The 11,977-nt window shown below is 73.7% G+C and carries 11 protein-coding genes; 8 read left to right on the forward strand and 3 right to left on the reverse strand.

The window, feature by feature from the left end:
- Positions 1–99 precede the first annotated feature (99 nt).
- From OG802_RS20380 to OG802_RS20400, 5 genes are all read left to right on the forward strand, one after another.
- A complete protein-coding gene (locus OG802_RS20380) occupies positions 100–1,269 on the forward strand; it encodes an LLM class flavin-dependent oxidoreductase (RefSeq protein WP_329412466.1) in 1,170 nt (389 codons plus the stop codon).
- Positions 1,266–1,949: a CE1759 family FMN reductase gene (locus OG802_RS20385; protein ID WP_329412467.1), complete on the forward strand. Its 684-nt coding sequence runs from the start codon at positions 1,266–1,268 to the stop codon at positions 1,947–1,949. Before OG802_RS20380 ends, OG802_RS20385 begins: the two co-directional genes overlap by 4 nt.
- Positions 1,950–2,070: 121 nt before the next feature.
- A complete protein-coding gene (locus OG802_RS20390) occupies positions 2,071–2,787 on the forward strand; it encodes a response regulator transcription factor (protein WP_329412469.1) in 717 nt (238 codons plus the stop codon).
- Positions 2,788–2,807: 20 nt separating this feature from the next.
- Positions 2,808–4,307, forward strand: a complete 1,500-nt coding sequence (locus tag OG802_RS20395) for a sensor histidine kinase (RefSeq protein WP_329417230.1) — start codon at positions 2,808–2,810, stop codon at positions 4,305–4,307.
- An 83-nt stretch (positions 4,308–4,390) separates the two neighbouring features.
- Positions 4,391–6,883: a SpoIIE family protein phosphatase gene (locus tag OG802_RS20400; RefSeq protein ID WP_443055286.1), complete on the forward strand. Its 2,493-nt coding sequence runs from the start codon at positions 4,391–4,393 to the stop codon at positions 6,881–6,883.
- Between the two features lie 186 nt (positions 6,884–7,069).
- Here the strand turns inward: OG802_RS20400 and OG802_RS20405 are convergent, their stop codons facing one another.
- Complete coding sequence (locus OG802_RS20405) at positions 7,070–7,396, reverse strand: SHOCT domain-containing protein (RefSeq protein WP_329412471.1); 327 nt, start codon at positions 7,394–7,396, stop codon at positions 7,070–7,072.
- A 164-nt stretch (positions 7,397–7,560) separates the two neighbouring features.
- Here OG802_RS20405 and OG802_RS20410 point away from each other — a divergent pair, with 164 nt between their 5' ends.
- Both OG802_RS20410 and OG802_RS20415 read left to right on the forward strand, forming a co-directional pair.
- The gene (locus tag OG802_RS20410) at positions 7,561–7,986 is read left to right on the forward strand and encodes a DUF7144 family membrane protein (protein WP_329412473.1); all 426 of its coding nucleotides are present in this window, start codon (positions 7,561–7,563) and stop codon (positions 7,984–7,986) included.
- Between the two features lie 391 nt (positions 7,987–8,377).
- A complete protein-coding gene (locus OG802_RS20415) occupies positions 8,378–8,761 on the forward strand; it encodes a hypothetical protein (protein ID WP_329412474.1) in 384 nt (127 codons plus the stop codon).
- Between the two features lie 22 nt (positions 8,762–8,783).
- On the opposite strand, the gene OG802_RS20420 is transcribed toward OG802_RS20415, so the two are convergent.
- Positions 8,784–9,209 carry a DUF6325 family protein gene (locus OG802_RS20420; protein ID WP_329417232.1) on the reverse strand — a complete coding sequence of 142 codons (426 nt, stop codon included), beginning with the start codon at positions 9,207–9,209 and terminating at the stop codon, positions 8,784–8,786.
- 269 nt (positions 9,210–9,478) lie between these two features.
- On the opposite strand from OG802_RS20420, the gene OG802_RS20425 reads away from it, so the two are divergent.
- Positions 9,479–10,813, forward strand: a complete 1,335-nt coding sequence (locus tag OG802_RS20425) for a hypothetical protein (protein ID WP_329412476.1) — start codon at positions 9,479–9,481, stop codon at positions 10,811–10,813.
- 365 nt (positions 10,814–11,178) lie between these two features.
- On the opposite strand, the gene OG802_RS20430 is transcribed toward OG802_RS20425, so the two are convergent.
- Positions 11,179–11,829: a GAP family protein gene (locus OG802_RS20430; RefSeq protein WP_329412477.1), complete on the reverse strand. Its 651-nt coding sequence runs from the start codon at positions 11,827–11,829 to the stop codon at positions 11,179–11,181.
- Positions 11,830–11,977: the final 148 nt, after the last annotated feature.

The raw sequence follows: 11,977 nt of genomic DNA on the forward strand, positions 1-11,977 counted from the left end.
CGGCGTCCCGGCGCGGGTGCGGAACACCGGAATACGGGTGGCGGGGTGGCTGTTGGACCGTATAGTTTAACGGTCAACAACTTTGGAGGGTGAGCGACCATGCAGTTCGGGATCTTCACGGTGGGCGACGTCACGCCGGACCCGACGACGGGCCGTACGCCGACCGAGCGCGAGCGGATCAAGGCCATGGTCGCCATCGCGCTGAAGGCCGAGGAGGTCGGCCTCGACGTCTTCGCCACCGGCGAGCACCACAACCCGCCGTTCGTGCCCTCGTCCCCGACGACGATGCTCGGCTACATCGCCGCCCGGACGGAGAAACTGGTCCTCTCCACCTCCACCACCCTGATCACCACCAACGACCCGGTGAAGATCGCGGAGGACTTCGCGATGCTCCAGCACCTGGCCGACGGACGCGTGGACCTCATGATGGGACGCGGCAACACCGGCCCGGTCTACCCCTGGTTCGGGCAGGACATCCGCGAGGGCATCAACCTCGCCATCGAGAACTACGCCCTGCTGCGCAGGCTGTGGCGCGAGGACGTCGTCGACTGGGAGGGCACGTTCCGCACGCCCCTCCAGGGCTTCACCTCCACACCCCGCCCGCTGGACGACGTGCCGCCGTTCGTCTGGCACGGCTCCATCCGCTCGCCCGAGATCGCCGAGCAGGCCGCCTTCTACGGCGACGGGTTCTTCCACAACAACATCTTCTGGCCCGCCGACCACACCCGGCGGATGGTCGAGCTGTACCGGGCCCGGTACGCGCACTACGGGCACGGCACGCCCGAGCAGGCGATCGTCGGCCTCGGCGGCCAGGTGTTCATGCGGAAGAACTCGCAGGACGCGGTGCGCGAGTTCCGGCCGTACTTCGACAACGCGCCGGTCTACGGTCACGGGCCGTCCCTGGAGGACTTCACCGACCAGACCCCGCTGACCGTCGGCACGCCGGAGCAGGTGATCGAGAAGACGCTGAAGTTCCGCGAGTACGCGGGCGACTACCAGCGCCAGCTCTTCCTGCTCGACCACGCGGGACTGCCGCTGAAGACCGTGCTGGAGCAGCTCGACCTGCTCGGCGAGGAGGTCGTCCCGGTGCTGCGCAGGGAGTTCGCCGCGGGCCGGCCGGCCGGCGTGCCGGACGCGCCCACCCACCCGTCGCTGCTCGCGCGCAAGGAAGCCCAGGACAAGACGCGGGACGAGGTGCAGGACGAGGCCCAGGACCAGGACCAGGCCCCGGAGAAGGCTGCTCAGGAGAAGAAGGAGGCCGTGGCATGAGGCTCGTCGTCGTCTCGGCGGGGCTGAGCGTCCCGTCGTCGACCCGGCTGCTGGCCGACCGGCTCACCCAGGCGGTGCGGCGGCGCGCGCCCGTCGACGTCCGGGTCGTGGAACTGCGCGACCTCGCGGTCGAGATCGCGCACCACCTCACCAACGGCTTCCCGGCCGGGAAGCTGGCCGCCGCGCTGGACGCCGTCGCGGCGGCGGACGGCCTGGTCGTCGTGACGCCGGTGTTCTCCGCCTCCTACAGCGGCCTGTTCAAGTCGTTCTTCGACGTGATGGACCAGGAGGCGCTGGCCGGCAAGCCGGTGCTGATCGCCGCGACCGGCGGCAGCGCCCGCCATTCGCTCGTGCTGGAGCACGCGCTGCGGCCGCTCTTCTCCTACCTGCGCGCCGTGGTCGTCCCGACCGCCGTGTACGCGGCCTCGGAGGACTGGGGCGCGCAGGGCCTGCCCGAGCGGATCGAGCGGGCGGCGGGGGAGCTGGTCCCGCTGATGACCGCCCTGTCCGCGGCGCCCGCGGCGACGTCCGCCCCGGAGCAGTCGGAGCAGACGGGGCAGACGGCGGCCGGACCGCAGGAGGAGCCGGGGCGGGCGGTGGCCGGACCGGAGAAGAACGGCACGGGCGGGTTCACGGTGGTGCCGTTCGCCGAACAGCTGGCGGCGCTGTCCGCACGGTGACCACCGGCCGCCGGGCGGGCGCGGGCGACCCGCCGGGCGGACGGGTGAGAGCCGAGTAAGAAGGGGAGGCGGGGAACGTCCCCGCCTCCCCGGCCGCCCGGGACCAGGGCAGACTGGGCGGGTGCCTCCCACCGTTCTGCTCGCCGAAGACGACCGCGCCATCCGCCACGCCCTGGAACGCGCCCTGGCCCTGGAGGGCTACCGGGTCACCGCGGTCGCCGACGGGGTCGAGGCGCTGGCGCAGGCCCACCGGAACCCGCCGGACATCCTCGTCCTCGACGTCATGATGCCCGGGATCGACGGACTCCAGGTCTGCCGCGTGCTGCGCGCCGAGGGCGACCGCACCCCCATCCTGATGCTGACCGCACTGGTGGAGACCGCCGACCGGATCGCGGGACTGGACGCGGGCGCCGACGACTACGTCGTCAAACCCTTCGACGTCGAGGAGGTCTTCGCCCGGCTGCGGGCGCTGCTGCGCCGCACCGGCGCCGAGACCGTGCCGCCCGCCCCGCCGGAGCCGCCGCGGCCGTCGCCCGAGCGCTACGTCGAGGCGGCCGGACTGCGGATGGACCCGCAGGCGCGGCGGGCGTGGCGTAGCGGGCGGGAGCTGGAGCTGACCCGGACCGAGTTCGAGCTGCTCGAACTGCTGGTGCGCAACGCCGGGATCGTGCTGGACCACTCCACGATCTACGACCGCATCTGGGGCTACGACTTCGGTCCCGGTTCCAAGAACCTCGCCGTCTACGTCGGCTATCTGCGCCGCAAGCTCGACCAGCCGGGAGCCCCGCAGCTGATCCACACCGTGCGCGGGGTGGGTTACGTGCTGCGGGAGGACTGAGGGGCGCGGACGTGAGCGGTCTGCGCCGGCTGCGCCGGGCGCTGTCCCGGCCGCGGCCGAAGCTGGTGTCGCTGCGCACCACGTTCGCGGTGTCCTTCGCGGCCGTGACCGCCGCCGTCACCGTGCTCGTCGGGGTCCTGTCGTACTCGGCGGCCGCCCGGCTGGTGCGGGTCGACCAGGAGTCGGTGTTCGACGAGGTCGTGCAGGACCTGCGGGACGAGGTGCGCGACCACCGGATGGCGCCGGAGGACTTCTCCTCGTCCGCGCCCGGCCACGACATCGTGCGGCCGGCCCGCACGGACGTGCAGGTCCTCGGAGCGGACGGTTCGGTCGTGGACAGCGGCAGCCCCGGACTGCCGGTCGTGGCCGCGGACCGCACGGCCGCGGCCGCGCCGGCGGCCGGCGCGATGACCGTCCACAAGGACGTGGACGTCGGCAGCGACGTCTACCGCATCGCGACGGTCTCGCTGGGCGGCGGCCGGGGCGCGGTGCAGGTGGCGCAGGAGTTCAGCGACACCGAGGACCTGCTGCGGGCGCTCCAGCAGCGCACCCTGATCCTGATGACGGCCGTCGTGACGGCCGCCGGTCTGTTCGGCTGGTGGCTGGCCCGGCGCATCACCCACCGGCTGGTCATCCTCACCACCGCCGCCGAGGACGTCGCCCGCACCCGCCGCCTGGGCGTCCAGGTGCCGGTCACCGGACACGACGAGGTGGGCCGCCTCGGCCGTGCCTTCGACCGCATGCTGGGCCGACTCGCCCAGTCGGAGGAGGACCAGCGGCGGCTCGTCCAGGACGCGGGCCACGAACTGCGCACCCCGCTGACCTCGCTGCGGACGAACATCTCCCTGCTGCGCCGGATCGACGAACTGCCGCCGGACACCCGCGACGAACTGGTCGCCGACCTCACCCAGGAGGCCCGCGAGCTGACCGACCTGGTCAACGAGCTGGTCGATCTCGCGGCCGGCCAGTCGGACGCCGAGCCGCCGCGCAGGCTGGACCTCGCCGACGTCGCGGAGGAGGTCGCGGGCCTGGCCCGGCGCCGCACCGGGCGGCAGGTCCTGATCCGGGCGAGCGGCGACACCACCGTCCACGGGCGGCCGGCGATGCTCCAGCGGGCCGTGTCCAACCTGGTGGAGAACGCCACCAAGTTCGACCGCGACGGCCGCGCGCCGGTCGAGATCGCCGTCACCGGGCCCGCCCGGCCGGGCGTCGTGCGCGTCGAGGTCCGCGACCGGGGGCCCGGCATCGCCGAAGCCGACCTGACCCGCGTCTTCGACCGCTTCTACCGGGCCGCCGACGCCCGCTCCCTGCCGGGCTCCGGCCTCGGCCTGTCGATCGTCCGCGAGGTGGCCCTGGCCCACGGGGGAGCGCCGTTCGCCTTCCGCCGCGCGGGCGGCGGCACGGTGATCGGCTTCACGGCGGGCGGCGGCGGCCTCCCCGACCGCGCGCCGGACGACGACCGCGCCCACGACCACCGCGCCCACGACCACCGCGACCACCGCGACCGCCTCCGCCCCTGACGCCCGCCCCCGCCGGCCGAAGGGCCCTCCCATCGCGCTGAGGCAGGGGGCTTGAGGTCGGAAAAGGGTGGGAATAATACGAGATGCGTGCTTACGCGGGAGAGCGAGATGAGTATGTGAGTGACGCAAATGACGCCGTCAGTGACGCGTCGGACGCCGTCGGCGAACCGTTCACCGCCCGCGTCACCGTCGACGGACAGGGCGCCGTGACCGGCTGGAACGACGGGGCCGCCCGGCTGCTGGGATACGCCCCTCGGGAGATCCTCGGGCGTCCGGCGACGACGCTGCTCGCCGACGGGTCCACCGCGGCGGACCTCCGGCCGTCGCCGGGGCTGCCCCGCCGGCAGGGCACGCTCGCCCTGCGCCACCGCGACGGCCGCCGCCTGGAGGCCAGGGTCCTGGCGCACCGCCGCACGGGGGACCAGGGGGACCGCGGCTGGTTCCTGGTCGCCGCCCCGGCCGCGCCGCCCCGGCCCGAGGACGACGCCCTGATGCGCTGGGGCTTCCTGCGGTCGCCGTCCTGCGCGACCTCCGTCTACGACACCGACCTGCGGCTGCGCCGCTCGAACCGGACCGCGCAGGACGCGCTGGGCCTGACCGAGGAGGAGCTGCGCGGGCTGCGGATGACGGACGTCCTGCCCACGCCGCTGTCACAGGAGGTCGAGCGGCGGATGCGGCAGACCCTGGAGACCGGCGAGCCGCAGTACGTCGAGAACCACGCGCGGGCCCCCGGCGAGCCCCGCGAGCACGCCTGGTCGGTCCACCTCCACCGGGTCGAGGACGCGGACGGCCGGGTGCTGGGCGTGGCCGCCACCGGGCACGACATGACGGAGCAGCACCGGGCCCGCGAGCGGCTCCAGCTGATCGCGGAGGCCAGCTCCCGGATCGGCGGCACCCTCGACGTGACGCGGACGGCGCAAGAGCTGGCGGACGTGGCGGTGCCCGGCCTCGCCGACTTCCTCAGCGTCGACCTGCTGACCTCGTTCGAGCAGGGGCGTGAGGAGCAGACCGCGACCGGCGGCCCGCTGCTGCTGCGGCGCGTCGCCCACCAGTCGGTGCTGCCGGGCGCCCCCGAGGCCGTCCTCGCCCTCGGCGACGTGGACGAGTACCCGGCAGGCTCCCCGCCGGCGGAGAGCCTGCGTTCGGGGCGGGCCGTGCGGCGCCGGATCGACGCGGCCGCGCTGCCGGAATGGGTCGCCGGGGACCCGCTGCGCGTCGCCCGCGTCCACGACTACGGCTTCCACTCGCTGATGGCCGTGCCGCTGTCGGCGCGCGGCACCACGCTGGGCGTCGTCGTCCTCGCCCGGCACCGGCGCCCGGACCCCTTCCAGGCCGACGACGTCGTCCTCGCCGAGGAACTGGCGGCCAGGGCGGCGGTCTGCATCGACAACGCCCGGCGCTACACCCGCGAACGCGCGACGTCGGTCGCCCTGCAACGCAGCCTGCTCCCGCAGCGGCTGCCCGAGCAGTCCGCGGTGGAGGTGGCCTCCCGCTACCTCCCGGCCGACGTGCGGGCCGGGGTGGGCGGCGACTGGTACGACGTCATCCCGCTGTCCGGGGCGAGGGTCGCGCTCGTCGTCGGCGACGTCGTGGGGCACGGCATCCACGCCTCGGCGACCATGGGACGGCTGCGCACCGCCGTGCGCACCCTCGCCGACATCGACCTGCCCCCCGACGAACTCCTCACCCACCTCGACGACCTCGTGGGCCTGCTGGCCACCGGCACCGACGCGCTCGGCGACCCGGAGGCGGCCGGAGACGTCGGGGCGACCTGCCTGTACGCCGTCTACGACCCGCTCGTGCGGCGCTGCACCCTGGCCAGGGCGGGCCACCCGCTGCCCGCGGTCGTGACCCCGGACGGCGAGGTGGAACTGCTGGCCCTGCCGGCCGGGCCGCCGCTCGGACTGGGCGGGCTGCCCTTCGAGTCGCTGGAGGTCGAACTGCCCGAGGGCAGCCTGCTGGCCCTCTACACCGACGGCCTGATCGTCTCGCGCTCCCGTGGCGGGAGCGGCGGGGGCGGTGCCGTCGACGTCGACGACGGGACGTCCCGGCTGTGCCGGGCCCTGGCCGCGCCCGCCGCCTCCCTCGACGCGGTGTGCGACACGGTCCTCGCCGACCTGATCCCCCGGCTGCCCTCCGACGACGTGGCGCTCCTCGTCGCCCGCACCCGGGCCCTCGACCCCTCCCGCATCGCCACCTGGGACGTGGCGTCGGACCCCGCCGCGGTCGCCGAAACCCGCAAGCGGGCCGTCGACCAGCTGGAGACCTGGGGGCTGACCGACGCCGCCTTCGTCACCGAACTGATCGTCAGCGAGCTGGTCACCAACGCCATCCGGCACGGCCGGCCGCCCGTGCAGCTGCGCCTCATCCACGACCGCGCGCTCATCTGCGAGGTCTCCGACGGCGGCGGCACGGCCCCCCACATGCGCCGGGCCCGCACCTACGACGAGGGCGGCCGCGGCCTCCTCCTGGTCGCCCAGCTGAGCCGGCGCTGGGGCACCCGGCCCGGCGCCAAGGGCAAGACGATCTGGGCGGAGCAGACCATCGACGGCCCGCCCGGCGGCTCCTGGCTCTGAGCCCCGGCCCACCGACCCGCCCCCGGCTCCTGGCTCTGAGCCCCGGCCCACCGACCCGCCCCCGCGCACCGGCTCTCGCACCATGACTGGCACACCATGACTGTCGGGACATCAGCCTGACATGCCGTCGAGGAACGCCAACCCTCGGCGGCACCAGCGCAGTCGACCGCAGTCGAACGGAGCGGCTCAGCCCAGGAGCCGGCGCTTCTGTTCCGCGAACTCGTCCTCCGTGAGCACCCCCTGCTGCCGCAGCTCACCGAGCTGCTTGAGCTGCTCGATCCGCTCGCCGAGATCGTCCGGCCGCTGCGGGGCCGCCTGCGGCTGCCCGTAGCCCTGCTGCTGTTGTCCGTAGCCCTGTTGCTGTTGCTGCCCATAGGGCTCCGGCGGGGCTTCCCGGTAACCCTCCTGGGCCGCCCAGCGGCCCTGCTGACGGCGTGACACACGGTTGGAGACGGCGGTCGCCGTACCCGCGACGACCGCGGTGCGGGCGACTCCGCGAAGAAGACCCGGCATGGCGCATCCCCTTTCGTCCATACGTCATTCCATTGGACCACCGAACCCGGCCCGCCGCGAATTCCGCCCGATCTGCCGATTACGGCATCTGGTGGCACGCTGGACTTGTGTCCACGACCGGGCGGTCGTCCCGGCGTCGAGGCCCAGTTGAAGGAGCCCGCAAAATGGCCACACAGAGCACCGGAACGCACCGGACCACCGCCCGCGGAATGGGCGAGGTGTCCGGCTGGACGGTTTTCGCCGCGATCATGATGATGTTCGGCGGCGTTCTGGCGATATTCGAGGGAATATCCGCCATCGCGAAGGACGACGTGTTCGTCTCCACCCGCAATTTCACCTTTCAGTGGAGCCTGACCAGCTGGGGCTGGCTGCACCTCTCGCTCGGCATCGTCGTGCTGCTGGCCGGTATGGCCCTGTTCAGCGGGGCGATGTGGGCCCGCGTCGTCGGTATCACCGTGGCGGGCCTGAACCTGATCGCCAACTTCGTGTGGCTGCCCTGGTATCCGTTCTGGGCCATCACGCTGATGGTCATCGACGGATTCGTGATCTGGGCCCTGTGCGTCGGCCCCAGAAAGGAACGCGCCATGTGACCCTCGGCCCTGCGGGAACCGCGCCGCCGTCCGTCTCCGGCCGCACCTCCGGGTGCGGCCGGAGGCGCGGGTCGGTGAATTCCGCGCGCTGAACGCGGCGAACGCCTGAACGCCTGAACGCTGCGAAAGCGGTGAATGCGGTGAACTCGCCGAAAGCGGTGAACTCGCTGAACTCGCTGAATTCGCTGAACGCGGTGAATTCGGTGAACGCGGTGGGCTTCGCTTGTCCCTGGCTTCCTCCGTCGCCCGGCCCTTCGCGTTGCGCGGCTCGTCCTCCGGCGGCGGTCAGCCGGGCGGTCCCGCTCGGGATGCCGACGGCCGCCGGTCCCGGCAGCCTGGGGCCGAGAGGCCGCGGTTCCGCGCCGGCCCCCGACAGACGAGGACCGTCGCCATGATCCGTCGCAGTCGAGCCCGCCGAGGCGCGGGAGCCGTCCTCCTCCTGCTTGCCGTCCTGCTTGCCTTCGCCGGTTGCAGCAACGGTTCCGCCCTCGGCACGATCCAGTACACGGGCCCCGGCGGACGGGTCGTGAGGATCCAGAGCCCCTCCCACGACGGATGCCACCGCCTGCCGGGCGGCGCCCGCAGCGTGCGCAACTACACCCTCGACGACATCCGGCTGTACGCGAACGAGTCGTGCGTGCTGACGGAGGCCGGTGACGACCAGAGCGGCCGCACCGGCGGGGAGAGCTTCTATCTGGGGACGCAGTCGTCCGTCGCGTTCACCCCGGGCCAGTCCCTGTGGCGCAGCTACTCCGTCGTCGGCGGAGGCGCCTGAACCCGCCCGGCGCGGGGGCCGGTCAGCCTGAGGCGGCCTCGGTCGCCTCCAGTGCGGCGAGGAGCGCCTGGACGGGCAGCCGCCCGGACGCGACCAGCTGGGCTCCTCCCCGGCGCAGGGCGGCGGCGAAGGGCGCGGCCCACAGGTTCTCGTACACCAGCAGCGCCGCGGAGTTGCCGGGTTCGACGGCCGCCGCGGCCGCCTCCAGGTCGTCGCGGCCCAGCAGGCCGGACCGCGCGCCCTCGAAGACGGCGAGGTCGAGCCGGCCGTCGCCGTTGAGGTCCGCGATCTCCAGGGCGGTCACCGAGCCGTCGGCGTCCTTCCTGACGAACGTCAGGTCGAGGATCCGGATGATGCCGCGGTCCACGAGGTCGACCAGCAGCGGGAAGCCCTCACCTGTCATCCGGTTGCCGGGAAACTCCACCACCACGTAGTCGACGGGCCCCATCTCGTCGATCGGCTCGCCCTGCTCGTCCGGCCCGGCCGGCGGTGTCTGCTGCGTCAGGTCGCTCTGCTCGCTCACGGCTTCACCTCTGGTGCTGGTGCTGGTGCTGGTGCGGGTGCGGGTGCTGTGCTGGTGTCGTTGCTGTCGCGCGGGCCCCCCGACTGCCATTGCACCACCGGGCAGGGGGTGCCGCACCCGGTGTCCGCGGTGTCCGTTCACCCGGCCGGACCGCCCGGCTCGCCGGGCCGCCCTCCCGGCGTTCTCCTCGAGGCATGACTGGCAGCGATGCGCCCCCGCCCCGCCCCGAGGACCCCTACGGCGGCTCCGCCGAGGAGGTCCGGATCGCCCAACAAGCCGGTGAGCTGGCCGAACTGCACCGGCGGCTGGGCGAGTTGGAGAGCGGACGGCATCCGCACCGGCACTGGTGGCGCGCGCTGGGGTCGACCCTGCTGATCGTGGTGGCGTCCCTGCTGTCCCTGCTGGCCGTGGTCGCGGTCTGGGCGAACAGCATCGTCCGCGACACCGACCGCTACGTGGCGACCGTGGCGCCGCTGGCCTCCGACCCCGACGTCCAGCGGGCCGTCACCACCCGCGTCACCGACGTCGTGCTCCGGCAGATCGACGTCGATGCACTGGTCGACGAGCTGAGCCGGGCCGCGTCGCAGCAGGGCGTGCCGCCGAAGGCCGCGGAGCTGATCAAGAACCTGAGCGGCCCCATCGACAGCGGACTCAAGGAACTGGTGAGCGGCACCGTGATGCGGGTCGTGTCCGGGCCCGCGTTCGAGAAGATCTGGACGGAAGCCAACCGGCGGGCCCACAGCGCCGTCGTCAAGGCGCTGACCGGCTCGGGCGGCGGCGCCGTGCAGGTGCGCGACGGCCAGGTCGCCATCGACGTCGCGCCCGTCGTCGCCGAGGTGAAGGAGCGGCTCGTCGACTCCGGACTCGCGGTGGCGGCGAAGGTCCCCGCCGTGCACACGGACTTCGTCGTGGTGCAGAGCAAGGACATCGGCAAGATCAAGTCGTATCTGAGGGTGCTCCAGATCCTCGGCAGCTGGCTGCCGGTCGTGGCGGTGCTGATCGCGGCCGCGGGCGTGTTCCTGGCGGTCCACCGGCGGCGGGCGCTCATCGGGGCCGCGATCGGGGTGTTCCTCGCCATGGTGCTGCTGGGCGTGGTCCTCGCCGTGTTCCGCGCGGTGTACCTCGACCACCTGCCGCCCGGCGCGAACTCGGACGCCGCGGGCGCCGTCTACGACGCGCTGGTGCGGTTCCTGCGGTCCAGTATCCGGGCGGTGGGGGCGCTGGCCCTGGTCACCGCCCTGGGCGCGTTCCTGGTGGGCCCCTCGCGGCCGGCGGTGTTCGTCCGGCACTTCTGCGGCAAGGGGATCGGCGCCGGGCGGGACGTGGCGACTTCGGCGGGGCTGCGACTGGGCCCGGTGGGCGGGTTCGTGCACCGCTTCAAGGGGTGGATCGGGGCGGCGATCCTGCTGGTGGCCGCGGTGGTCCTGTTCACCTGGAGCTATCCGACCATGGCGGTCGTGGTGTGGACGGCGGTGATCGTGCTGGCCGCCTTCGCCCTCCGCGAGTTCCTGGACACCGGCGAGGCATAGGCCTCCGGCCGCGGTCGAAGTCCCCGGTCCCGGCCCGCGGCCGCCGCCGAAGTCAGCCGCCGAAGCCCCCGTCCGCGGCCGCCGGCCGCGGACGCCGCCCTCGGTCACCGCCGCAGCCCTCGGCCGCCGCGCGAGCCCTTGGTCGCCGTCGAAGTCACCGGTCGCCGTCGAAGTCGGCCGAAGCGCCCGGCCGCCGCTGAAGCCCCCGTGCGCACGTCGTCCCCCGCGGTCCTGACGCCGCGCGGTCTCACGCCGTGCGTGCTCACGCCCCGCGGTTTCCCGCCACGCGTACGCGTAGGTGTCCACTCTCGCCCCGCCGGCGCGTGCCGTGCGTGCCGTGCGTACGCAAGCGCTGCCGTGCGTGCTCAATCGCCGGACGTCAGTTGGTAGATGCTCCGGGCCACCAGGAACAGCCCCACGCCCAGCAGCAGCACGACGAGCGCCTGGTCCTGGTGGGTCTGGAGCCAGACCCGCAGCCTGCCGAGGCGCAGCCGGGAGGCGTCGGGGGCGAAGGCCGTGTAGACCTCCATCGCCAGCAGGCTGCTGGTGGCCAGCAGGCAGTAGCCGAACAGGGCCGCGAACGAGGACGCGTGGGAGAGGTCGGCGTCCACCACGGTCGCCGCACCCGCCGCCACGAGCCCCCAGGGCTGGAGCAGCGGTCCCAGCGCCGCCGCCTCCCACAGCGAGATCCGGTCGAGCCGCGCCATCATCCCGCCCGACGGCCTCGGCCGGGGCCCCCTGCGATGACGGCGCACCCCGTACCAGACCAGCGCCACGCCGACGGCGAGCTTGACGGCCGTCGAGGCGGTGGAGGGCGCGGACCGGGGGGCCGGGGGTTTCCCGCCGGTCGTCAGGAGCACCGCGGCGATGACGGCCACGAAGCAGGCGAGCCAGGCGAGGACGAAGGCCAGGCCCTTCCACAGGCCCCGGCGTGCCGCCAGCACGAGGACGAACGCGGTCGCCGACAGCGGGAAGACGGCGATCGCGAGGGCGATGACCAGCAGGTCAAGGACCATGGCCGCCCCTGTGGCCGCCTGCGTTCATCTCCTCATCGTCGGCGGCGGAGCCGGGCCGCACAACCTCACGCGGCGGGCGGGCCCCGGACCGCCCGCGCTCCCGTGCCCCGGCCTCCGTCCGCCTCCCGCCCGCCTCCCGCGCGTCACC

Origin of the sequence: Streptomyces sp. NBC_00704 (assembly GCF_036226605.1) — a bacterium.
Taxonomy (GTDB): domain Bacteria; phylum Actinomycetota; class Actinomycetes; order Streptomycetales; family Streptomycetaceae; genus Streptomyces.

Coding starts and splice junctions, on each gene's coding strand:
- OG802_RS20430 (WP_329412477.1), bottom strand. CDS start 11,829: ATGGTCCTTGACCTGCTGGTCATCGCCCTCGCGATCGCCGTCTTCCCG.
- OG802_RS20415 (WP_329412474.1), top strand. CDS start 8,378: ATGATCCGTCGCAGTCGAGCCCGCCGAGGCGCGGGAGCCGTCCTCCTC.
- OG802_RS20400 (WP_443055286.1), top strand. CDS start 4,391: ATGCGTGCTTACGCGGGAGAGCGAGATGAGTATGTGAGTGACGCAAAT.
- OG802_RS20425 (WP_329412476.1), top strand. CDS start 9,479: ATGACTGGCAGCGATGCGCCCCCGCCCCGCCCCGAGGACCCCTACGGC.
- OG802_RS20380 (WP_329412466.1), top strand. CDS start 100: ATGCAGTTCGGGATCTTCACGGTGGGCGACGTCACGCCGGACCCGACG.
- OG802_RS20385 (WP_329412467.1), top strand. CDS start 1,266: ATGAGGCTCGTCGTCGTCTCGGCGGGGCTGAGCGTCCCGTCGTCGACC.
- OG802_RS20420 (WP_329417232.1), bottom strand. CDS start 9,209: ATGGGGCCCGTCGACTACGTGGTGGTGGAGTTTCCCGGCAACCGGATG.
- OG802_RS20405 (WP_329412471.1), bottom strand. CDS start 7,396: ATGCCGGGTCTTCTTCGCGGAGTCGCCCGCACCGCGGTCGTCGCGGGT.
- OG802_RS20410 (WP_329412473.1), top strand. CDS start 7,561: ATGGCCACACAGAGCACCGGAACGCACCGGACCACCGCCCGCGGAATG.